The 21,328-nt window shown below is 62.1% G+C and carries 20 protein-coding genes; 8 read left to right on the top strand and 12 right to left on the bottom strand.

The window, feature by feature from the left end; translation table 11 throughout:
• The first annotated feature begins 70 nt into the window (after nt 1–70).
• Together D0T21_RS27650 and D0T21_RS27645 are read left to right on the top strand one after the other, a co-directional pair.
• Entirely contained in the window at nt 71–961 is an 891-nt protein-coding gene (locus D0T21_RS27650; RefSeq protein WP_116993197.1) for a LysR family transcriptional regulator, read from the top strand.
• 82 nt (nt 962–1,043) lie between these two features.
• Nucleotides 1,044–1,745 (top strand): GntR family transcriptional regulator, encoded by a 702-nt coding sequence (locus D0T21_RS27645; protein WP_116993196.1) that lies wholly within the window; start codon nt 1,044–1,046, stop codon nt 1,743–1,745.
• A gap of 126 nt (nt 1,746–1,871) precedes the next feature.
• Here D0T21_RS27645 and D0T21_RS27640 read toward each other — a convergent pair whose 3' ends face one another.
• The 9 genes from D0T21_RS27640 to D0T21_RS27600 all read right to left on the bottom strand — a co-directional run bounded on the left by D0T21_RS27640 (nt 1,872) and on the right by D0T21_RS27600 (nt 11,903).
• Complete coding sequence (locus D0T21_RS27640; RefSeq protein ID WP_116993195.1) at nt 1,872–2,339, bottom strand: cache domain-containing protein; 468 nt, start codon at nt 2,337–2,339, stop codon at nt 1,872–1,874.
• 363 nt (nt 2,340–2,702) lie between these two features.
• Nucleotides 2,703–3,173: a cache domain-containing protein gene (locus D0T21_RS27635; RefSeq protein ID WP_158568060.1), complete on the bottom strand. Its 471-nt coding sequence runs from the start codon at nt 3,171–3,173 to the stop codon at nt 2,703–2,705.
• A 23-nt stretch (nt 3,174–3,196) separates the two neighbouring features.
• Complete coding sequence (locus D0T21_RS27630; RefSeq protein ID WP_116993193.1) at nt 3,197–5,617, bottom strand: RND family transporter; 2,421 nt, start codon at nt 5,615–5,617, stop codon at nt 3,197–3,199.
• Complete coding sequence (locus D0T21_RS27625; protein WP_229211661.1) at nt 5,614–6,699, bottom strand: YCF48-related protein; 1,086 nt, start codon at nt 6,697–6,699, stop codon at nt 5,614–5,616. The genes D0T21_RS27630 and D0T21_RS27625 overlap by 4 nt, the downstream gene beginning before the upstream one ends.
• Before the next feature lie 31 nt (nt 6,700–6,730).
• On the bottom strand, nt 6,731–8,095 hold the full coding sequence (locus tag D0T21_RS27620; protein ID WP_116993191.1) for a DUF1329 domain-containing protein: 1,365 nt from the start codon (nt 8,093–8,095) through the stop codon (nt 6,731–6,733).
• Nucleotides 8,096–8,120: 25 nt separating this feature from the next.
• On the bottom strand, nt 8,121–9,785 hold the full coding sequence (locus tag D0T21_RS27615) for a DUF1302 domain-containing protein (RefSeq protein WP_116993190.1): 1,665 nt from the start codon (nt 9,783–9,785) through the stop codon (nt 8,121–8,123).
• Between the two features lie 297 nt (nt 9,786–10,082).
• Nucleotides 10,083–10,505 (bottom strand): TerB family tellurite resistance protein, encoded by a 423-nt coding sequence (locus D0T21_RS27610; protein WP_116993189.1) that lies wholly within the window; start codon nt 10,503–10,505, stop codon nt 10,083–10,085.
• Between the two features lie 37 nt (nt 10,506–10,542).
• Complete coding sequence (locus D0T21_RS27605; protein WP_116993188.1) at nt 10,543–11,499, bottom strand: TerC family protein; 957 nt, start codon at nt 11,497–11,499, stop codon at nt 10,543–10,545.
• A gap of 41 nt (nt 11,500–11,540) precedes the next feature.
• The gene (locus D0T21_RS27600) at nt 11,541–11,903 is read right to left on the bottom strand and encodes an HPF/RaiA family ribosome-associated protein (RefSeq protein WP_116993187.1); all 363 of its coding nucleotides are present in this window, start codon (nt 11,901–11,903) and stop codon (nt 11,541–11,543) included.
• Nucleotides 11,904–12,019: 116 nt separating this feature from the next.
• Between D0T21_RS27600 and D0T21_RS27595 the strand changes: the two genes are divergently transcribed.
• A complete protein-coding gene (locus tag D0T21_RS27595) occupies nt 12,020–12,919 on the top strand; it encodes a LysR family transcriptional regulator (RefSeq protein ID WP_199538597.1) in 900 nt (299 codons plus the stop codon).
• Between the two features lie 28 nt (nt 12,920–12,947).
• Here the strand turns inward: D0T21_RS27595 and D0T21_RS27590 are convergent, their stop codons facing one another.
• Nucleotides 12,948–13,868 carry a helix-turn-helix domain-containing protein gene (locus D0T21_RS27590; RefSeq protein ID WP_229211660.1) on the bottom strand — a complete coding sequence of 307 codons (921 nt, stop codon included), beginning with the start codon at nt 13,866–13,868 and terminating at the stop codon, nt 12,948–12,950.
• A gap of 108 nt (nt 13,869–13,976) precedes the next feature.
• Here D0T21_RS27590 and D0T21_RS27585 point away from each other — a divergent pair, with 108 nt between their 5' ends.
• From D0T21_RS27585 to D0T21_RS27565, 5 genes are all read left to right on the top strand, one after another.
• On the top strand, nt 13,977–14,918 hold the full coding sequence (locus D0T21_RS27585; RefSeq protein WP_116993288.1) for a DMT family transporter: 942 nt from the start codon (nt 13,977–13,979) through the stop codon (nt 14,916–14,918).
• A gap of 77 nt (nt 14,919–14,995) precedes the next feature.
• Nucleotides 14,996–15,826: a 3-methyl-2-oxobutanoate hydroxymethyltransferase gene (gene panB / locus D0T21_RS27580; protein WP_116993184.1), complete on the top strand. Its 831-nt coding sequence runs from the start codon at nt 14,996–14,998 to the stop codon at nt 15,824–15,826.
• A 122-nt stretch (nt 15,827–15,948) separates the two neighbouring features.
• Entirely contained in the window at nt 15,949–16,737 is a 789-nt protein-coding gene (locus D0T21_RS27575) for an enoyl-CoA hydratase/isomerase family protein (protein WP_116993183.1), read from the top strand.
• A gap of 200 nt (nt 16,738–16,937) precedes the next feature.
• Complete coding sequence (locus D0T21_RS27570) at nt 16,938–17,396, top strand: cache domain-containing protein (RefSeq protein WP_116993182.1); 459 nt, start codon at nt 16,938–16,940, stop codon at nt 17,394–17,396.
• Nucleotides 17,347–18,138, top strand: a complete 792-nt coding sequence (locus D0T21_RS27565; RefSeq protein WP_116993181.1) for a Crp/Fnr family transcriptional regulator — start codon at nt 17,347–17,349, stop codon at nt 18,136–18,138. Before D0T21_RS27570 ends, D0T21_RS27565 begins: the two co-directional genes overlap by 50 nt.
• A gap of 38 nt (nt 18,139–18,176) precedes the next feature.
• Here D0T21_RS27565 and D0T21_RS27560 read toward each other — a convergent pair whose 3' ends face one another.
• Together D0T21_RS27560 and D0T21_RS27555 are read right to left on the bottom strand one after the other, a co-directional pair.
• A complete protein-coding gene (locus D0T21_RS27560) occupies nt 18,177–18,572 on the bottom strand; it encodes a hypothetical protein (protein WP_147328185.1) in 396 nt (131 codons plus the stop codon).
• 158 nt (nt 18,573–18,730) lie between these two features.
• Complete coding sequence (locus D0T21_RS27555) at nt 18,731–21,319, bottom strand: TonB-dependent receptor (RefSeq protein WP_116993179.1); 2,589 nt, start codon at nt 21,317–21,319, stop codon at nt 18,731–18,733.
• Between the last annotated feature and the right edge of the window lie 9 nt (nt 21,320–21,328).

The raw sequence follows: 21,328 nt of genomic DNA, 5'->3' as shown, positions 1-21,328 counted from the left end.
GGCTCACAAACGATTTGTTCGCACTAAATTGTGCGCATTACGCACTTGTAAAGAATTGGAGTATCCATCCATGCGCCGCAAAATACCGTCCACCGCCGCGCTGTCGGCGTTCGAATCGGCGGCCCGCCATCAGAGCTTCACCAAGGCGGCCGACGAGCTGGCCGTCACGCAAAGCGCGGTCTGCCGCCAGATCGGCGCACTCGAGGAGTTCCTGGATCTAAAGCTGTTCCGCCGTGGACGGCGCGGCGTGGCGCTGACCGAGGCCGGCCTGATTTACAGCCGCCAGATCAGCGCGCGCCTGAACGAAGTGGAGCGCGACACGCTGGCGCTGATGGCCAAGGGCGGGCAGGGCGGCACGCTGGAGCTGGGCGTGGTGCCGACCTTCGCCACCAAGTGGCTGCTGCCGCGCATGCCGCTGTTCGCCGCCGAGCATCCCGACATCACCGTCAACCTGAGCGCGCGCACGCGGCCCTTCCTGTTCGACGAGACGACGTTCGACGCCGCCATCTATGCCGGCCCGGCCACCTGGCCCGGCACGGACAGCCTGTTCCTGATGCGTGAAAACCTGATCGCCGTGTGCAGCCCGGCGCTGGGGCGCATCGACTGGCGCCGCCATGCGCTGCTGCAACAGAGCACCCGTCCCTACGCATGGCGCGACTGGTTCACCTCGCGCGGTTTGCAGGTCGAGGGCGACATGTCCGGTCCCCGTTTCGAGCTGTTCTCGATGCTGGCCGAGGCGGCCATCCATGGCATGGGGGTGGCGCTGATTCCGCGCTTCCTGGTGGAAGATGAATTGCGGCGCGGGGTACTGGTGCAAGCGGTCAGCCACCAGTACCTGAACGAGCGTTCCTACTACCTGATCTACCCCGAGGGCAAGGCCGGCAATACCGCGCTGACGGCGTTCCGCCGCTGGCTGGCCGGCCAGGCGGGCGAGTACAGTGCGGCCATGGGGCTGGATTGAGCGCGCAAATGCTTAAATAATTTGCATTTTTAGGCATTTTACGCATAAAATACGGGGTGTTTCATCCTTCTGGATTCCCATCATGGAAAATCTGTCCATCGAACCCGCCGCCGGCTCATCGCTGATCGAAGTGGCGCTGCATAAAATGAAGCGCGCCATCGTCTGCTGCGAACTGACGCCCGGCACCAAGCTGAAGGTGGAGGCGCTGTCCAAGGCTTACGGCCTGAGCAGCTCGCCGATCCGCGAAGCGCTGAACCGCCTGGCGCAGGAAGGCATCGTGACGGCCAGCGACAACAAGGGCTTTCGCGTGGCACCGATTTCGGTGGAGGATTTCCGCGAAATCTCACGCATCCGCCGGCTGCTCGAATGCGAAGCGTTGTCCGATGCAATGACGTATGGCGACGACGAGTGGGAAGGCGAGATCCTGGCCGCGTTCCACCGTCTGAGCATGGTGGAAAAGCGCCTGGGCAAAGGCCCGGTGGCGCTGGACGACGATTGGTCCGTGCGGCACAAAGCCTTCCACTTCGCCATGTTCCGCGCCTGCCCATCGCCGCTGCTGCTGGGCATGGTCGATTCCCTGTTCGACCGCGCCGAACGCTATCGTCGTTTCTCGGCGCTGCACCGGCAATCCGGGCGCCACAAGCACAATGAACACCAGATGCTGCTCGACGCGGTGCTGGCGCGCGACAAGGATAAGGCGCTGACACAGCTGAGCGACCACATCGGCCATACCGAGACCAGCATCAGCGAAGCCATCGAGCGGCAACTGGCGACCTTGCAGTAAGCCATATTTTTCCCTCGCATCCTGACCTGGTGCAAGCGCTGTTCGTCTATTCGGCGTGAGGCGGCGACCAGCGAGGGCTGTGGGGCCATTCAGGGTTTTTTCAGAGAAGTGCTTCGTAGTAAAGCACTACTTATAAATGCCGCAGCCGATCAGTACATCGCCGACCTTTTCGACATAGCTGGATTTGGGTTCTATGGTTGCATTGACCGGATTCGGCCACTTATAGTCGCTCCAGCCGTTGCCTTTGGTATTGGCGATTTCGATGAAGTTTTTGATCAGGTAGACGCCGTCGGCGTCCCGCATCTCAATCAGATTCTTGCCTACCATCTTCGAAGCGTTGCCATTGCCGATCGCCAGATTATTGCCCTTCATGTCGTACACGAATATGTACAAACTGCGATCGACAAACTGCCCCTTCGGATTGCTGAATTCTGTGTATGCCTTTTCCTTGCCGTTCGCCTTTAGATACGCAACTGCCTTTTTTACCATCACCACTGCTTCGTCAGCCGTTCCTCTATCGGAAGCGGCCAATGCCGTAGTATTGATCTCCAATGCGAAGAGGCCTAAGGTTATATTCCTGAAGATTGTTCTCATGTGGTGTCCTTCGGTAAAAAGATGTGGTGATGCGTTAAGCCGGCGCAGAGACTTCGAGGGGGACACGGATCCATGCTAGCGGGATAAGTGCAATATCTCTATAGGGAAATCCTTAGATTTATATAAGGTGATTCTCAACCACTTGCGCATGCCCATCGTGTCCCGGCGTGATATGTTAATCGCAAAGCGGAGCGGATTGGGAGCACCGCTTTGCGAGGAAGGTTCGCGCTAACAGCGAGGACCAGGTCCGACCTTCCGATAGAAAACCTGCGTCCAAGCTGCCCCGCCTGTGTCGATTGGCTGGAACCGATTTGGCGACCCGAAAATCAGATCGACGGCCAATGTTTTACCGATGCACGTCAATCAGCGCTGCTGATACACACCGGTCAGGACGATGTAGTCGTCCACCCGCTCGAAATAGCTGGAGCGCGCCTCCATCGTTTTGCTTACCGGGTTCAGCCACTGGAAATCGACCCAGCCCTTGCCTGTGTCCCTGGCCATTTTTAATTCCTCCCGGACGAAGTATTTACCGTTAACGTCGCGCAGGTCGATCAGCGATTTGTTGACCAGCCTGGGATTGCTGCCGTCGGCCAGCAGTGTGCCGCCCAGGTCGAGCACGACGATGTACAGCTCGCGCTCGACGAACGGTCCCTTGGGGTTGTTGAAGTCCCGCAGCGCCTGCTCCCTGCCTTGCTGGCGCAGATAGGCGGCCGCTTTCCTGACGAAGCTCACGGCCTCGTCGCGCGTGGACAGCCGGTCCTGGGCGCTGGCCGGCGACAAGGCCGTCGCCGCCAGCAGCGCCCCCAGGCAGAGTCCGACGATTTTCTTGTGCATGATGATGGCTCCCATGAATGGCGTCACAAGGCGACGCCGTTGGCCTGGCGCGGCGCGACAGGCTCGATGGCGGCGGGCTGCTGCGCCCGCGGCGCGGGCTTCAGCAGGAAATGCGCCAGCGCCGGCAGCAGGATCAGGGCGCCCAGCATGTTCCAGATGAACATGAACGCCAGCAGGATGCCCATGTCGGCCTGGAACTTGAGCGGCGACAGCGCCCAGGTCGCCACCGCCGCGCCCAGCGTGACGCCGGTCAGCACCACCACCTTGCCGGTGAATTGCAAGGCCTTGTAATACGCCTGCGACAGGCTGGCGCCCTGGCGCAGCTCGACCAGCGTCACCGACACCACGTACAGCGCATAGTCGACGCCGATGCCGACGCCGAGCGCGATCACCGGCAGCGTGGCGACCTTGACGCCGATGCCCAGCGCCACCATCAGCGCCTCGCACAGCACCGAGGTCAGCATCAGCGGCAGGATGGCGCAGATGACGGCGCGCCAGGAGCGGAAGGTGACGAAGGCCAGCACGATGACGGCGGCATACACCAGCACCAGCATCTGCGTGTTGGCCTTGCGCACCACGATGTTGGTGGCCGCCTCGATGCCGGCGTTGCCGGCCGCCGACAGGAACTGGATGTCCTTGCTGTTGTTGGCGGCGGCAAAGCGTTCGACCGCCTGCACCACCGCGTCCAGCGTGTCGGCCTTGTGATCCTTCAGGTAGACGTAGACGGTGAGCAGGTCGCAGTTCTGGTTCAGCAATTCACGCGGGGCGCGCGTGGTGATGGCGTTCAGCATGTCCTGCGAGCGCGGCAGGTCGTACCATTTCAGGTTGCCTTCGTTCATCGCGGCCGAGGCGCGCTTGCTCAGCGCGGCGAAGGAGTTGGTCGATTCCACGCCCGGCAATTGCTGCAGCTGCCATTCCAGCGCCTCGACCTGCGCCAAGGTGTTGTATTGGGCGCACAGGTATTGCGGCGTCTGCACCATGACGACGAAGTTGTCGCTGCTGGCAGCGTAGTGGGCCGCCATGAAGGCGCTGTCGCGGTTGTAGCGCGATTGCGGGCGCAGTTCGGGCGCGCCGGGATCGAGGTCGCCGATCTTCAGATGGCTGCTGACCACGGCGCCGCCGGCGGCCAGCATGGCCGCGGCCACAATCGCCAGGGCGGCCCAGCGGCGCTGGGTGAAGCGGTCCAGGAAGGCCCAGAACGGATGCTTGCGCGGCGCTTCCTCGTCGCGCAGGCTGCGCTGCGCCGCCGCCGCGCTGACGCCCAGGTAGGACAGCAGCACCGGCAGCAGGATCAGGTTGGTGAAGATCAGCACGGCGACGCCGATGCTGGCCGAGATCGCCAGATCGTGGATGACGGGGATGTCGATCTCCATCAGCACCGCGAAGCCCACGGCGTCGGCCAGCAGCGCGGTCAGGCCGGCCAGGAACAGGCGGCGGAAGGTGTAGCGCGCGGCCACCAGCTTGTGCGTGCCGCGGCCGATGTCCTGCATGATGCCGTTCATCTTTTGCGCACCATGGCTCATGCCGATGGCGAACACCAGGAAGGGCAGCAGGATGGAATAGGGGTCGAGGTCGAAGCCCAGCAGCGGAAGCAATCCCAGCAGCCACAGCGCCGCCACCAGCGAGCAGGCCACCACCAGCACGGTGCTGCGCAGGCAGCGCGTGTACCACAGCAGCATGGCGGCGCAGATCGCCAGCGCGACGCCGAAGAACAGCAGCACCTGGCGCATGCCTTCGATCAGGTCGCCGAGCACCTTGGCAAAGCCGGCGATATGGATGCGCACGCCCTGCGCCTCGTAGCGCTGGCGCAGCTGTTCCAGCCTGGTCGACAGTTGCAGATAGTCGAGGCGCTGGTTGCCGTTCGCCTCCAGCAGCGGCAGCACGATGACGCTGGAGCGCAGATCGGGCGCCACCAGGGTGCCGATCTCGCCGGAGCGTTCGATGTTGGCGCGCAGTTCGCTCAAGCTTTTAGGCGAACCGTCGTAGCCGTCCGGGATCACCGGGCCGCCGTCCAGGCCCTCTTCGGTGACGCCGATCCAGCGCACCGCCGGCATCCAGATCGATTTCATGAACGAGCGGTCGACGCCGGGCAGCAGGAACAGTTCGTCGTTGAGCTTGCGCAGCGTGTCGAGGTAGGCCGGGTCGTAGATGGTGCCGTTGTTGTTGGCCACGGCGATCCGCAGCGTGTTGCCCAGCCCACCCAGGTCGGCCTTATGCTGCTGGTAGTTCAGCACGAAGGGGTGGTGCGCGGGGATCATGCGTTCGAAACTGGGGTTCAGGCGGATGCCCGTGGCTTGCCAGGCCAGCACGGCGGTCGTCAGCAGGAACAGCAGCACCACCGCGATGCGGTGGTTGAACAACAGACGCTCCAGCCAGGAGCCGGAGCTGCGGTCGAAATCGGCCAGCTTGGCGACGACCGGATGGACGGGTGCGGAGGCCTTCATGGTTGTACCTTTGCGGGATTCAGTGCGATGCGGGTGATGCCGCGCACGCCGGCCAACAGCAGGCTGCCGTCGTCGGCTTGCGCGATCGCGGTAAACGGCGACGGCTGGGGCGGGGCGATATGGTCGAAGCGCTTGCCGCCGTCGGTGCTGCGATACAGCTGGCCGGTGTCGTCGGCCAGCAGCAGCGCGCCGTCGCGCAGGCGCAGGCCGGCGCTGATCGAGGCGGTGGTGCCCAGGTCGCTCCGATGCCAGCTGGCGCCGGCGTCGTCCGACCAGCGCACGTTACCGCGCATGCCGAACGCCAGCAGCGCGCGGGGCGACAACGCCAGCCCGCCGAAATAGCTACCCTGGTAGCCGGCGTCGGCGGCGCTGAAACTCTGGCCGCGATTGTCCGAATAGTACAACGCGCCTTGCTCGCCGGCGATCAGGCAAGCGTCGCCATGCCCGGCGACGGCGTACAGATGCTTGGCCTTGGGATTGTCGATGCGGCCGGGCGCGGCCTGCCAGCTTTGTCCGCCGTCATCGGTGGCGAACAGCAGGCCGAAGGCGCCTACCAGCAAGCCGTGCCGGGCGTCGAAGAAATGCAGGTCCAGCCATGGTTTGTTGGCGCCTTCGGCCACCAGGCGCTCGGCGTCGGCCAGCGCCTGCCGGCCGCTGCGGCTATCGGCCTTGACCGCCGCCAGCATCAACGCGGCGGCCTGCTTGCCGTCGAGCTGTTTGCTCCAGTTCTTGCCGCCGTCGCGGGTGCGCAGCAGTATGCCGCTATGGCCCAGCGCCCAGCCGTCCTGCCCGTTGATGAAGCGCAGCGCCGTCAGCGAGACGCTGACCGGCACGCTGGCCTGGTGCCAGCCGAGTCCGCGGTCGTCGGACCACAGGATGATGCCGCGTTCGCCCGCCGCGACCAGGCGCCGGCCAGTCCCGGCGGTGGTGATCGCCAGCAGCACGGAGCCGGCCGCCTTGACGCTTGGGATCGCCGGCCGCTCCAACACGTCCGGTTCGGCGCGCGCGGCGCCGCCGCACAGCGCAAAGGCCGCCAGCAGCAGCGCCGCCGCGCGCCGCGGCACGGTAAAGAGATAGTTCATGATATGCATTCCTTCGGCGTGGCCGCCATCTTCAACGCGAGCCCTTGGCCGCCAGGTTTTCGGGAGTGAAGTAGCTCTCGCCCCAAGGCGGCAACTGCTTGAACTGGTACGCTTTCTCGCCAGGGTAGTTGGCCAGCACATAGGTGTTGGCCAACAGGTTGTACAGGCCGAAGGACTGCGCGATGGAGCCAGGCACGTCCGGCATGGCCATCGGCAGCGTGTAGCCAACGCGCCAGATCTGTCCCTGGCCGTCCCACATGTCGGACAGCACAGCGGTGTAGGTGTCCTCGTCGAGGTAGTAGCGGCGCTTCGGCACGGCATGGCGCTTGCCCTGAGCCACGGTGGCCTCGACTTCCCACACGCGGTGCAGCTCCCAGCGCACGTGGTCGGGATTCAGGTGCTGCGGCCCCAGCAGGTCGGTGCTCTTGGCCTGCCAGGTGCGGTTGGTGTTGTAGGGAATGTAGAGTTCCTTCTTGCCGATGATCTTCCAATCGTAGCGGTCCAGCGCGCCGGAGAAGCCGAAGGCCTCGTCAAAGTAAAAGGCGCCCGAGGCCACGCTGTCGGGTGTGTCGTAGCCCAGCGTCGGCGCCTTGCGGGTGCGGCGTTGGCCGACCAGGTATTGCCAGGCTTGGCGCCCCTTGTCGGCATTGACCGTGTCGCGCAGCAGGATGGATTCGCCGGCCTTGAACGGCGGCCCGTAGGTCACCAGCAGCAGGTTGCTGTAGTCGCCGTTGAACTTGTCGAGCGAGCCGTCCTTGAACCAGTACGGCGACTGCACTTCGTTCATGCCGTCCGAGGCCATGGTGGTCTTGCCATCGGCCGTGGTGACGAACAGGCGGAACAGCATGGAATTGGCTTGCCCTTTCCAGGACAGCAAATGATTCCACATCAGTTCATGGCCGGTCTTCGGCAGGGGGAAGGGCACGCCGCCGTAACAGCCTTCGATCGTCAGGCCGCCATCTTTGGTCTTGCAGCGGGTGGCGTTCTTGAAGGTGTTGTCGTAGGCCCATTGCGGCATGGCCGCCGTGCGATGGGTGGGATAGACGTCGATGCGGTAGCTGGGGTATTTCTTCATCAGCGCCTTGACGCCGTCGGTCAGCTTGTCGGCGTACTGCTCCATGTTCTTGGCGTTGATGGACAGCAGTGGCTTCTCGCCGGGGTAGGGATCGGGCCGTGCGTCGCCTTCCTTGTAGCCGGCCGGCACCTTGGTGTAGCCGCCGTCCCATGCGGGGATGGTGCCGGCCTTATTGCCGGCTTTTTCCGCGCCGGCCGGCGTCAGTTCACTTTTCAGTCTGGCGGCTTCGTCGGCGCCGACCGCCGCCTGCGTGGCGCCGGACCATGCCAGGCCCGTCAGCAACAGGGCCGACACGGCCGCGCGCATGCTTGATGTATCCATCTTTGTCTCCTCAATATTTTTGTGGTCAGAACGTGCTTTGCAGCGAGACCGAAACGAAGTCGCGGTCCTTGTTGGTCTGCCGGTACGGCAGGATGGTGGCGGCCGGCGGCGTGTTGGGCGAGATGAAGGTGCCCGCCGCGCCGTAGAAATGCACCAGGTTCATGCTGAGCTTGAATTTCTTGCGGAAGTCCAGGCTGGCCCCGATGCTGAAGTCGCCGCCATGCTCGGCGCCGCCGGCGAACTTGACGTTGGTGGAGGAGCGGCCACTGATCGCATAGCCCACGCCCATCGGCAGCGACAAGTCGATACCGGGCAGCACCTGGTAGTACTCGGGAATGAACAGGGCGCGCAGGCCGGACGCGTCGCGGGTGCTGTTGGGATCCAGCGCGGCCGGATTGCGGCTCACGCTCAGGCGGCGGTTCCACGCCAGTTCGGCCAACAGGGTGCCGCCATCCCACAGGCGGCTGCCGTTCATGACATAGATCGCCGACAGGTTGGCGTGGGCGGTATTGCCGACCGCGTAGGCGGGATTGCCGTCGTTGTCGGCGCCGAAGGCGACCACCGGATCGCTGACCAGCGGCGCGTTGCGCCGCGTCACCAGTTCGAGCGCGACGTTGGCGCCGGCCAGCGTGGTGCTGGCGCTGGCGCCGTAGGCCCGGATGTCCTCGCCGTAGACTTGCCGGTAGCTGCCCACCGAAGGCAGCGCCGGCGTCGCCGACGGCAGCAGATAAAGGTTGAAATCCTTGTCGTGATAGCGGATCGCATACAGGCCGAATTCGGCGATCTCGCTGTCGGGACGGAAGCGCAGCTGCAGGCCGCCCTGGCCGCTGTTCCTGGGCTTGATGTCGCTGTCGCGGTCGAAGTAGACGTGGGCGAACGAGCCCGGCGCGAAGAAGCGTTCGGCGCCCGGGCCGACATAATCGGCGCCGGAGAAATAGCTGCCGGAGCCGGGAATGCGGTTGGCGCGCCACTGGAACTGGTAGTAGCCGCCCAGTGTGACGTTGGGGTTGAGTTGCAGCTGGCCGGACAACTGGCTCACCGGCATCAGCAATTCCTTGAATTGGGTGCCAGGCACCGACAGCAGCTTGACCACGTCGACCGGCGCCTGGCCGGCGGCGATGCCGTTGTCGCCGAAGAACAGGGTCTCGCCGTATAACACCGTGTGGCGGCCCAGGCGCACGCTGGCTGGCATGCCGCCGGCATCGAAGCGGGTATAGACGAAGGCGTCCAGCAGTTCCGCCTTGCGGCCGTGCAGGTCGCGCGTTCCTGCTGAAAACTGTTGGTAGCTGACGCTGGAGGGGCTGGCCGTGGCGGGCGAATTATTGTCGTTGGCGCGGTTGTAGACCGTGTCGTACCAGGCGGCGCCCGTCATGCGCAGGCCGCTGTCCTTGTATGCCAGGTCGAACTCGGACAGCAGGTCGATCCGGTTGGAGATCAGTCCGCGATTGAAGTTACGGTCGCCGTCGTCGGTGTTGGCGTCGACGATCAGGCCCGGGGCTTGTTGTTTCATGCGGACGGCGGCACTGTACTTGACGGTGTTGTTCCAGCTGAGCTTGAGATCGGGATTGGCCGACTCAATATCCACCGCCCAGCCGGCCGACATGTATTGCAGCAGGGCGGCGGCGATCGCCGGCCGCAGCAGATACCCGCCACGGCTGGCGCGCAGCCGCTGATGGCTTGTTTTTTTCATTGCAATCTCCTCGTTATGGCGGCCAATGGCCACGTTTTTTTCACGCTTAGGTTTGCTGCCTTAGCGGTCCCGTTCCCCGGGTGTCGTTTCATTATGCATCAATTTAAATTTTGTGCATAGTTTATAGTAATGTGCGCAAATATAATTGTCGCGAATCTGCGATACGACTACGAGGGAAGCGAAGCGTGGGTTGACGCGGCCTATGCTTGGCCGGGAGACGGCTTTCCGTATTGAAAAAAAAAAGCCAATCCGTGTGGATTGGCTTTGGGTACTGGTGCCCCTGCGAGGGAGCGACGGTCAGCGCGTAGCGACCAACTCCGCCTCGCCCGGCACGAAGCGCGACTCGGGTGCCCACCTGGCGCGGGCGCGCTCCAGCAACGTGACCTCGGCATCGGCCAATACGCCGTCGGCATTGGCGATGCGCCACAGCGCATGCAACAAGCGTTGTTGCAACGTCGGGTCGCGGATCTCATCGAGCAGCGCGGCTATCATGTCCGGCGCCAGTTCCACATGACCGTCGCTGACAGCGCTGCTCAACATATCCTGGCACAGTTCATCAAGCAAAGCATGGAAGCTGTCGATATCGATTTCAATGAACTCTAGCAACCGCGAACGCTGGAGCGCCCGCAATTCGGATGACGCCAGGTCGCCGTCGATTACCATGCAAAGGGCCACGATGCGGCCAGCAGCGCTGGCACTGTCGGGAATATATTTCCGCATTACTTTACTCCTTTAAATATACGAACAATCATAGTCATCAGGTCTTACGGGTCGTGTACAGACTGGCGATGATGCTGCCAGCGATCAGCATTGCCACGATGATCAACGAAACGTGGACCGGCACGTGCAGCCAAGGTAGCAGCAGCATCTTCAAACCAATGAAGCACAGCACCAGTGCCAGACCATACTTGAGCAGGTGGAAGCGGTCGGCTATATCGGCAAGCAGGAAGTACAGGGCACGCAGGCCAAGAATCGCAAACAGGTTCGAGGTGAACACGATGAACGGGTCTGACGTGATCGCGAAGATCGCCGGGATCGAATCGACCGCAAACACCAGGTCGGTCGCCTCGATCAAGACCAGCACCAACAACAGCGGCGTCACAAAGCGCTTGCCTTCCTTCCACACGATGAATTTCTCACCGTGATCGCCATCGGATACCGGCAGCATGCGCCGGGCCAGTCGCAGCACCGGGTTGTTCCGCACGTCCGGCACATGATCGACCGCTTTCAACATGCGCAGGCCGGTATAGAGCAAGAACGCGCCGAACAGATACAGCACCCAGCTAAATTCGCTGACGACCCAGGCGCCGGCGAGAATCATGACAGCGCGCATTACAATCGCGCCGAGCACACCGTAGATCAACACGCGGCGCTGATATTCGGGACGGACCTGGAAGGCGGAAAAGATTAGCAGGAAAATGAAAACGTTATCGACCGACAGCGCCTTCTCAATCAAGTAGCCGGACAGGAACTCGAGCGATTTTTTCTCGGCGATTTCCGGCCCAACCGTCCCTTGAAGGTACCACCACATGCCGCCGTTGAACAGCAATGCCAAGGCGAACCAGCCGAGCGACCAAAAGCCCGCTTCGCGTGCCGACACCTTGTGCGCCTTGTTGCCGCCAAAGACCCACAAGTCGAGCGCCAGCATCGCCAGCACAAACGCTATAAAGCCCGCCCACATGGGGCCACTGGCCATGCTCTCAATTCCATTCATTGCTGCCCTCCGCCTTCAGGTTGATCTTGTGTTGCCCGCGCTTAGCGATGGTCGTTATCGTCAGCCTCGCCATCGACAGGCGGCATGGTTAATTTCTTGTGCGCAAAAGAACGGCGCCGCGCAATCTGGCGCGCCACAGCGTGATCGGCGCGTTCGGCCGCACGGTCGATGGCGGCATACAGATCGGCTTCGGTGTCTTCGATCAGTACGGTCTTGCCGTTGTCCAGGCTGACCTGAATCTTGCAGCGCTTGTCCCGGCCGCCGCGTGGTCCGTTAATATCCGATAGCCACACGGTCAGCCGGCGAATCAGCACCCATCCAAGGGAAGTTTGCAGACGCCGCTGCACATAGGCACGTAGGCTACGGGTCAGAACCAGGCCGCTCGATTGGATTGCTATTTGCATGACCATTTCCTTTTGTAGTGGATGACAAGACCATGATAGGGGCGCCCAATCCATCGCACAATTCGAATATACTTGATTAAATCATCGAAAAAATGGATGTATCACGAATGCGCGCCATGTCGACACTTAACTACAAGCACTTGCGCTACTTCTGGACGGTGGCCCGCAGCGGCAGCATTGCCAAAGCAGCTGAACAGCTGCATCTGTCGCCACAATCGATCTCCGGCCAGCTCACCGAGTTTGCCGAAACGTTAGGCGTCGAGCTTTTTCGGCGTGTGGGGCGGCGTCTGGAACTGACCGAGGCAGGCAGCCGCATCCTGCCCCACGCCGAAGACATTTTTAATGCCGGCGACGTCCTGCTGGATGTTGTACGGGATCAGGCCGCCAGCAAGACCACCATCTTCCGGGTGGGCGTGTCCGACTCTGTATCGAAGGCGGTGGCTTGCCGCCTGGTCGCCCCGGCAATGGCATTGGCCGTGCCGACCCGACTGGTGTGTCGTGAAGGGCGCCTTGCCGCGCTACTGGCGGACATGGCCGTGCACCGCCTCGACCTGGTCATTGCGGACCGCCCCATGCCCAGCCACCTGAGCGTGCGCGGCTACAACCATTTATTGGGCGAAAGCGAATTGGGCGTGTTTGCGGCTGCGGCGCTGGCCGCCACGCTGACCGGCCCGTTCCCTACATGCCTGAACGCTGCGCCGCTGCTGCTGCCCGGAGAAGACTTTGCCGTGCGAGCCAGGCTGATGGAGTGGCTGCATACGCATGTGCCGCGCCTGCACATAGTCGGGGAGTTCGACGACAGCGCCATGATCAAGGCTTTCGGTCAGTCTGGCGTCGGTTTGTTTTTCGCGCCGGCCGCCATTGCGCAGACCATCTGCGCGCAGTACGACGTGGTCATGCTAGGGACGATTCCGGTATTGCGCGAACAGGTGTATGCCATCACCACCGAACGGCGTATCAGCCATCCAGCCACGCTGGCCATCCGCCAGGCAGCACGGGAGGCGTTCTCGACGTGATCGCCTGGACGCGCCAGGCTTGATCACGTCACTGGCGCTTGGCTGGACGGGTGAGGGTATGTCCGACACGCTTGCGGTACTGGTCGGGGGTCTCATCCGTCAAGCGGCGAAACATCGTGATGAACGCAGACGAGCTGGCATAGCCCAGATCAAACGCAATGCTCTCTACACTGCTCCCCTGTTCGAGCAGAGACATCGCCTTGACCACCCGCAGGCGTTGGCGCCATTCCGCCAACGTCATGCCGAGGTCGCGCCGGGCGCGCCGCATCAGCGTACGCTCGGTGGTATTGGTTGCCTGCGCCAGTTCAGGCAGCGAACGACCATCGGCGGGATTGGCTTCGAGTATGCGCAATACCGTTCCCAGCACGGCATCCTCGGTGGTGGGGAGGTAGCTTCCCACGCGTCTGGCGGAGGCCAACTGATCTACCAGAACGCCCAGTAGACGTTCCTCGTGCTCTGTCTGAGGCAATCCCGGCGGCTGCTGTCGAAGATGCTCGAGCAGCGCTCTGATCAAAGGCGTTGCCGCCAGCGCGCAGGGCGTAGCCGGAAGGCGGGCGCACAATTCTTCCGCAATATAGAGCGAACTGTGGAATGCCTCATACCGGGTCGTTCCGGTGTGCTCGACATGAGGTGGTAGCCAAATACCGTACTGTGGTGGCGCGAGGTAGTGACAATCGGCCAGCTTCACGTCGATCACGCCGCTAAAGGCATACACGAACTCGCCCCAGGAGTGGCGGTGGCAAGGATAGGTGGCCTCCGCCGGCATCGCGGCACTGCGAAAATAAATTTCCGTCGGTAAGGTCTGCGTGAACGGTGCGGTCAGTGAGTGTTTAGTCATGGCCAATGATCGATCATATTTTGAATGTGTATAACTGGAACATAAAATGACGCCACCATCCGCGTAGCTAAGTTCCTCCCCCCCCAACTCTAGCGTGATGATTGCTCGCATATCCTGCCTTTGTCGGAATTGCGAAATGCTGTGTCGGTTTCTCACTATATCAAGAAAAGCTGGCGCCGACATAATCGACTGACCATCACCGTGAGAAAGACTTTGACCGTGGAAACGCGAAAAACGCTGGACGGGCAAGCGATCGGCATCATGATCGTCCTGTGCCTGGTCTGGAGCATGCAGCAAGTGGGAATCAAGGCGACTGCCGGCGATGTTGCCCCTGTCTTGCAAATAGGATTGCGCTCGGGGATAGCTGCGGTGCTGGTGGGCCTCGTGATGTGGGCGCGCAAGGAAAGCATCACACCTGCTTTGGCCGCGTGGCGGCCGGGGGCGGCGGCCGGCGTCCTTTTCGCATTGGAATACGCGCTGCTCGGTGCAGGCCTGCATTACACCAGCGCTGCGCATGCGGTGGTCTTTCTTTATACGGGGCCGCTATTCGCCGCACTCGGTTTGCACCTAAAATTGCCATTGGAACGGCTGGCGCCTATCCAGTGGCTGGGTGTTGGCGTGTCATTCGCGGGCGTCGGCATCGCCTTCCTGTTCGATCCTGGAACATCCGGCCAAGCGGCCAAGGTCAGCACCTTGTGGGGCGATTTCCTTTGTCTGTCGGCCGGTGCCGCATGGGGCGTTACAACGGTGGTGATACGCTGCTCGAGCCTATCAAAGTTGCAGGCGACCCAGACCGCGTTGTATCAATTGATCGGCGCCTTCGTGCTGCTGCTTGGTGCCGCCATTGCGTCCGACCAGCTGGTGTTCGCTCCAACCCCGATGGCCATCGCCAACCTGGTGTTCCAATCGGTGATTGTGTCGTTTGCCAGCCTGCTTGCATGGTTCCATCTACTGCGTCGATACCTGGCTTCTCGCTTGGGCATCTTCTCCTTCATGACGCCGCTGTTTGGCACGGTACTGGGCGCATGGCTGCTTGACGAACACATACAACCCAGTTTCATTGCTGGGGCAGGGCTGGTACTGGCCGGCGTCATGCTTGTTTGCGGCTATGGCTGGCTGACACAGGCTTGGGCGGTGCATGTCAAACGTAAGGCAGCCTAACTGGCACAGGCGGCTAGTCGCCGTAGTATCTTCCGCTGCGCTGGAGCAGTGGCCAATACCTCTATTCAGGAAGCATCATGTCTGGCTATTTGCAATCAAGTGAACACCCTCAGCGCATCAAAGCAGTTACCGTACCGTCACTCCTGGCGGCACGTAGCGCCGGAGAGAAGATTGCGGTGCTGACCTGCTACGATGCCAGCTTCGCGTCATTAATGGATCGCTGTGGCATCGATATGCTGTTGGTGGGAGATTCTCTCGGCAATGTAATACAGGGACTGGGCACGACCTTACCGGTAACGCTGGCCGATATCGCCTATCACACCGCATGTGTCGCTCGCGGCAACCACACCGCGCTGCTGGTGGCGGACATGCCGTTCGGGACGTATGGGACTCCGCAGTGCGCCTACGACAACGCGGTCAAGCTGATGCAGGCGGGCGCGCAGATGGTTAAGCTTGAAGGCGGAGAGTGGTTACTGGAGACGGTAACCTTCCTCACGGATCGCGGCATTCCGGTGTTTGCTCATCTTGGACTGACGCCGCAATCGGTGCACCAACTCGGGGGATTCAAGGTTCAGGGAAAGTCGCCTGAAGCGGCGGCGCGGCTGAAAACCGATGCGCTGGCGTTGCAAACTGCCGGCGCCTCGCTATTGCTGCTTGAGGCAATTCCCGCCATGCTGGGCAAGGAGGTCACCGACTTACTGGAGATCCCCACCATCGGGATCGGCGCCGGACCTGACTGCTCAGGCCAGGTGCTGGTCATGCATGACATGCTCGGCGTGTTTCCCGGTAAAAAAGCGCGCTTCGTGCATAACTTCATGGAGGGACAGTTGAGTATTGAGGGCGCTGTTCAGAGCTACGTCGCGGCGGTGAAAGACGGGGTATTTCCTGCGGTAGGGCACTGTTTCTGACCACTACGGAGCACTGCGCTCAACCTGCAACGCATGTCATTTGGGCGACATGGGCGGCGCTAATCCTCTGCTAATCTGGCCTCACAGCGACTTAAGCTGACAGACCAGACTAGGAGACGGCAATGGCATGGCATATCGAGGTGGTGGACGACTGCGCGGTCGTGCATATGAACACCAATAAGGTCAATATACAAAACGATCGTTTCTTCGCCGATTTGCACGGCGCCTTCGACCGGCTCGAGCGCGAGTTCGGCGCATTGCCGGTGGTATTGACAGGGCAGGGAGATGTGTTCTCGGCCGGTATCGATTTTGAGTACAGTTTCGGCATTTTCGGCAGCAAGAATCCAACGCAGACCGCCCAGTGGTACCAAGCCTATCGCGAAACCAATCTGCGCATCTTCCAATACCCGCGCCCCACTGTCGCTGCGATCAATGGCCATGCCATCGCAGGCGGGCTAATCACTGCGCTGGATTGCGATTTCCGGGTTGCTGCCCGGAAGCCAGCGCGTTTTGGCCTGAACGAAGTCCCTATCGGCATCCCCATGCCCGCAGCCTATGTGGAAATCATCAAATACGCGCTGGGCGATCAGGTCGGTGCACTGGCGACGCTGCGCGGCGAACTGTATGAACTCGACGAGGCAGAGCGGCTGGGATTCTTCCATGAGGTGGTGCCGCCGGAGCAGTTACTGACCACCGCAATTCGCTATGCGCGCTGCATCACTCCGGATTGCAACATGGCTTACGCGATGTCCAAGCGGGCGTTGCAGGATAACGTCATGCGTCAAATCGGCGAGCGCACAGGGGCCTTGGATGAGCATCTGCCCGCCGGTATGAGCGATCCGGGCAATCGCCGGGCACAAGACCGCCGTCGGCAGGAGATCATGAACAAGCGGACGAGCGTAAAATCATGACAGACAGGCTAAGCGATGTCAGCTTAACCTTGCTGCCCACGGGCATTGGTGTTGCTGGGGTCTTACTTTGCGCCAATTGAACTGCAATGTCGGTTTGCCAGGTAATGATGGATGTACACATGGAACATGTTCAAATCGGTATTGCAGGGCTTGATTGAAGGCCTTGGCAGCTACGCTGTTTTGGTGACGGGAGAAATAAGATGAAACTGCTAAAAAACCTTGGCTTTGGCATATTGTTATCCTGCGCGTTGCTTAGCCCCGTTCTGGCCGGCGACAAAGGAAGCCGGGACGAGGCCGTATCTCTGACTAAGAAGGCCGTCGCCTTCTTCGGCGCCAATGGCGGCGCTAAAACCTATGCAGAGATCAACAGCAACCCTGAGCGCTTTGTTGATCGCGATCTGTATGTATATGTGATTGATACCAAGGGCATCATCCTCGCCCATGGTGCAACTCCCAAGGTCATTGGTAAGGATCTCAGCCAGGTCAGGGATGCCGATGGCACCTATTTCGTTCAGCAAATCATCGCCCTGGTAACGGCAAACAAAGCCGGGTGGGTCGATTATAAGTGGGTCAACCCCGTCACAAAACAAATTGAATCGAAGTCGACGTATGTCGAACCGATCGACGGGTTGGGCTTTGCAGTCGGAGTGTACCGTTAGCGTCCCTGCCGGCAAAGGGGCGTTAGCGTCCATCTCGGTGCCGGAGTTTCTGGAGGAGTGGGCCTGGTTCCGGGGCCTGTCATCCGAACTGCGGTCATTGACACTCGAAACGGCGATTGAAAGAACCGCCGAACCCGGCGAATACATCGCGCGCGCCGGCGAGCCCAGCGCCTATTGGTACGGATTGTTGCAAGGCATTTTGCAAATGTATATTGTCGGTGCGGACGGTTCCGAAACGACACTGTACTGCATGCCTGAGGGCGAGTGGGGCGGCGAAGGGTCTTTGCTGAAGCGAGAGCCCCGCAAATACGACTTACGCACGCTGACTTCATCGCAACTATGCCTGATTCCTGCCAGGACCTTCGAGACCTTGCGTCGCTCCTCGATCGAATTCAATCACTTCTTATGCGACAACCTGAATCAACGCTTGGGAGTAGTTGTTGGAATACTCGAAGCATCGCGTCTGCTCAGCCCGGATATGCGCGTGGCAAAAGCGTTGTTGATGCTGGCCGACAGCAAAGGCGGCGACGCGCAAGCCTTATTGGTTCCGCAGCATGAGCTCGCGTTGATTTGCGGGCTATCGCGGCAGAGGGTCAATATCGCGATCAGCCTGCTAAAATCGAGTGGACTGGTCCGCAGCGAACCTCGGAAAGGACTCTTGTTTGTCGATGTCCCTCTGCTGCGGCTTTTTGTCTCGGCGCATGATCGAGGCACGCACATGCCAGGACAGAATGACGCTTAGTCTCGGCCGAGGCGGTGGAATCGACGGTAGATGCCGCGTCAGGCGGCGTTGCCCGCCAGTGCGCGGACACAGCTGCGTTCGAATATCAGCGCCGCGTGTCCATCCATGACGCGGCTCTGTGACGCCACGAGGTGTGCGCGCGGATCGCCGCGTGTGATACGCGCGGTGACGTTCGCCATGCAATCGCAACCTTCGCGGATCAGCGCGGCGAGCACCAGGTCGATCTCCAGTTCGCGCCGACGGACTTGCGCCAGCAGGCGCTCGGACAAGGAGGCAAACACGCTCACCAAGTCCGCGCTCAGCTCCAACAGTTGCTCATTGGACGTCCTCCCCTGACGCTCGCTGACTTCAACCGTCTCCATGAGCAGCTTCATGGCCCGCACCACCATCTGGTATTCCGTACGGTAGTGCTGAATGCGCGCTGTCGTTGCCATTTTCACCTCCCTATCATTGTCTGTTCCACCATTACCGTATGGCGCCATCCTAGCTGTCGACAGCATGCCAGCGAGCGAACAAAGGCGTCATAGGGATGGCCGGATATTCAGCTAGGGATATCAGATGAAACGGTAGGAATATCCCGACAACGCAGCCCTTAGAAACGGAACAACGCCGTCGCGCTCCATTGCCGGTCATTGGTCCATAAGCTCTGAGGCCGGGTGGGACTGCCGTAGTTGGCGCTGCGCACAGTACGCAGCAAATTATTCCCCTCCATCGACAAGGTCAGAGTAGGGCTGACCTTGTAGCTGAGGGAAGCGTCCAGCCAGCCATAGCCTTCGCTGTAGATCGGCAGCGCGCCCAGGCCCACGTAGGTGTTGATACTGCTAAGGAATTTATCGCGCCAGTTATAGGCCAGTCTGGCCGACCACGGTCCGCCCTCGTAGATGCCGACCAGGTTGGCGCTGTGGCGCGACAGATTGGCCAGCGGCACGTCGGCCCCCAACAGGCTGCTCGGCGTGGCGCTGTCGACCAGGGTGTAGTTGGCCTGCATCCCCAGTCCGCTCAACCAACCCGGCAGGAAATCGTACATTTGCTGGTAGCTCAGCTCCGCCCCTTTGATGATGGCGTTAGCGCTGTTGTACGGCCGTGTGACCTGATACACCGCGCCATCATGGATTTCCTGCTGGCTGGCGCTGCTGATGAAGCCGGTCACCCGTTTGTAGAACACGGTGACCGTGGCCGAGGCCGCCGGTCCGAGGTAGCGCTCCAACGCCAGATCGACATTGTTGGCGCGGATGGGCTGCAACGCCGGATTGCCGGCGCTGCCACTGTTGGAGATCGGCGTAATGCTGTTCGGCGTCAAGGTCAGCGACGGCGACAGCTGGTCGAAATTGGGCCGGGTCACTGATTTCGAGGCGGCGCCCCGCAGATACAGATCCGGCCCGAGCCCGTAGCGCAGGTTAAGGCTGGGCAGGTAATCGCGATACGCATGGTCGATGGCGATCGGGACGATGGCGCCGCCCGATGGCAACGACTGATTGCCCTCCACCGCCTCGTATGTGCGCACCAGGCGCAGGCCGGCATTTCCCTCCAGCGGCAGCGGGCCGCCGTTGAACCGGGCCTGGACATAGGCGGCGTTGGTGTTCTCGTTGATCCGCCAGACGCCCAGCGCGCTGCCGGCGACCGGCAACGGTGCGTTCAGCCCCACCAGACGGCGCAAGGCGGCGGCATCGCGGGCCAGGTTCAGGCTGCCGACCAGGTAGTTGCTGGGTCCCTGGCCGCCGTCCGGGAAGAAGCTGGAAAACGGATAGGCGGCGGCCAGGGAGGGCACCGCGGACAGCGACAGTCCCGGCGCCACCGGCGCGTCGCCAAGCACCAGGCCGGCGCCGTTGGCGGCGTCGCGGCGGCCGATGCGCACACCGGCGGACAGGCTCTCCAGCCAAGCGCCCAGACCATAGCTGGCGTCCAGCTGCAACGCGTTGAGCTTGCCGTCGAAAGGACGATAACGATAGGCGATGCTGGCAACCTGCAATCGGGCGGGATCGCGCAATTCGTTGCCCGGGACCGTGACGGCCGGTTGCGGCCCCGCCAGATCGGTGCGCAGCGTCAGCGCGCTGCCGGTCAGCGTCGGGCCGGCAAAATACAGCGCGTTGTGGCTGTCGCTGTGACTGAGGTCGGCTTTCAGCCGCAGCGCGCCGCCGCGCCAGCTGCCGCCCACCGCCAGCGAGCGGTTGCGGTCCACCGTATCGCGGGCAAAGCTGAGGATGCTGGCCGAAGCGCCGGTCCAGTTGATGCCGCTGACGTCGCTGGTGCCGTCAAACAGCGTCACGCTGCCCGGCGCGAAGGAGGGCGGCGCGCCGAGGGTGATCTGGTAGGTATCCTGTCGCGTGAGGAATTGCTCGTAACGCCCCTCGGCATAGAGTTCCAGGCCGGGCGCGGGGCGCCATTGCAGCGCGGCGGCGGCGGCGTCGCGCTGGCGCCGGCCGGCGCTGGCCGACTCGGTGGTACCGCCGGCGACTTCCACCTGACGGCCCGGTATCAGGTCGCCGCGCAGCACCGGCGCGCCGAAGCTGTTCTGGTCTTCGCGCCAGGCGCGCCGCTGATGTACCAGGCTCAGCAGCGCACCGAACTCCGCGCCGCCGGCGGCGCGCCAGCGGTCGCTGGCCAGCAGCGACCATTGCGGCTGGGTGTGCTGCGCCAGTTCGTCGCGCACCAGGCGCGCGGTGCCGGCCAGCTGACGTCCGGCAAAATCGAAGGGGCGCCGGGTGCGCAAGTCGATGGTGCCGCCGAGACCGCCTTCAATCTGTTCGGCCGCGGCGCTCTTGTAAACGTCGATGCCGGCCACCAGCTCGGCCGGCACGTCGGCAAAGTCGAGGTTGCGGCCGGTGCCGGCGGTAAAGACCTCGCGGCCGTTGAGCGTGGTCTCCATCTGCGTCAGGCCGCGGATCGCGACGTTGGCGCCCTCGCCGCGGTCGCGCGCGATCTGCACGCCGGTCACCCGCTGCAGGGCATCGGTCACGCTGAAATCGGGCAAGGTCTGGATCGCGTCGGCCACCACCGAATCGACGATGGCAAGCTGCCCGCGTTTGATCTGCTGCGCCGTCATCAGGCTGGCGCGCTTGCCTTCGACCACCACCACCGCGACCGGCGTCGTGTCCGGCGCCGCATCCTGGGCGCCGGCCGAGGCGGCGCCCAGCGCCGCCGCCCATCCAAGATAATATCGCTTGTTGCCGACTGAATTCATTATGGCCTT

Source organism: Duganella sp. BJB476, from assembly GCF_003416895.1.
GTDB lineage: Bacteria > Pseudomonadota > Gammaproteobacteria > Burkholderiales > Burkholderiaceae_D > Rugamonas.
This window is presented reverse-complemented; position numbering and strand designations above follow the sequence as displayed.

Excerpts from the sequence above, each read along its gene's own strand:
- D0T21_RS27650 (WP_116993197.1), top strand. The coding sequence starts at position 71 with ATGCGCCGCAAAATACCGTCCACCGCCGCGCTGTCGGCGTTCGAATCG.
- D0T21_RS27645 (WP_116993196.1), top strand. The coding sequence starts at position 1,044 with ATGGAAAATCTGTCCATCGAACCCGCCGCCGGCTCATCGCTGATCGAA.
- D0T21_RS27640 (WP_116993195.1), bottom strand. The coding sequence starts at position 2,339 with ATGAGAACAATCTTCAGGAATATAACCTTAGGCCTCTTCGCATTGGAG.
- D0T21_RS27635 (WP_158568060.1), bottom strand. The coding sequence starts at position 3,173 with ATGCACAAGAAAATCGTCGGACTCTGCCTGGGGGCGCTGCTGGCGGCG.
- D0T21_RS27630 (WP_116993193.1), bottom strand. The coding sequence starts at position 5,617 with ATGAAGGCCTCCGCACCCGTCCATCCGGTCGTCGCCAAGCTGGCCGAT.
- D0T21_RS27625 (WP_229211661.1), bottom strand. The coding sequence starts at position 6,699 with ATGAACTATCTCTTTACCGTGCCGCGGCGCGCGGCGGCGCTGCTGCTG.
- D0T21_RS27620 (WP_116993191.1), bottom strand. The coding sequence starts at position 8,095 with ATGGATACATCAAGCATGCGCGCGGCCGTGTCGGCCCTGTTGCTGACG.
- D0T21_RS27615 (WP_116993190.1), bottom strand. The coding sequence starts at position 9,785 with ATGAAAAAAACAAGCCATCAGCGGCTGCGCGCCAGCCGTGGCGGGTAT.
- D0T21_RS27610 (WP_116993189.1), bottom strand. The coding sequence starts at position 10,505 with ATGCGGAAATATATTCCCGACAGTGCCAGCGCTGCTGGCCGCATCGTG.
- D0T21_RS27605 (WP_116993188.1), bottom strand. The coding sequence starts at position 11,499 with ATGAATGGAATTGAGAGCATGGCCAGTGGCCCCATGTGGGCGGGCTTT.
- D0T21_RS27600 (WP_116993187.1), bottom strand. The coding sequence starts at position 11,903 with ATGCAAATAGCAATCCAATCGAGCGGCCTGGTTCTGACCCGTAGCCTA.
- D0T21_RS27595 (WP_199538597.1), top strand. The coding sequence starts at position 12,020 with ATGTCGACACTTAACTACAAGCACTTGCGCTACTTCTGGACGGTGGCC.
- D0T21_RS27590 (WP_229211660.1), bottom strand. The coding sequence starts at position 13,868 with ATGCGAGCAATCATCACGCTAGAGTTGGGGGGGGAGGAACTTAGCTAC.
- panB (WP_116993184.1), top strand. The coding sequence starts at position 14,996 with ATGTCTGGCTATTTGCAATCAAGTGAACACCCTCAGCGCATCAAAGCA.
- D0T21_RS27575 (WP_116993183.1), top strand. The coding sequence starts at position 15,949 with ATGGCATGGCATATCGAGGTGGTGGACGACTGCGCGGTCGTGCATATG.
- D0T21_RS27570 (WP_116993182.1), top strand. The coding sequence starts at position 16,938 with ATGAAACTGCTAAAAAACCTTGGCTTTGGCATATTGTTATCCTGCGCG.
- D0T21_RS27565 (WP_116993181.1), top strand. The coding sequence starts at position 17,347 with ATGTCGAACCGATCGACGGGTTGGGCTTTGCAGTCGGAGTGTACCGTT.
- D0T21_RS27560 (WP_147328185.1), bottom strand. The coding sequence starts at position 18,572 with ATGGCAACGACAGCGCGCATTCAGCACTACCGTACGGAATACCAGATG.
- D0T21_RS27555 (WP_116993179.1), bottom strand. The coding sequence starts at position 21,319 with ATGAATTCAGTCGGCAACAAGCGATATTATCTTGGATGGGCGGCGGCG.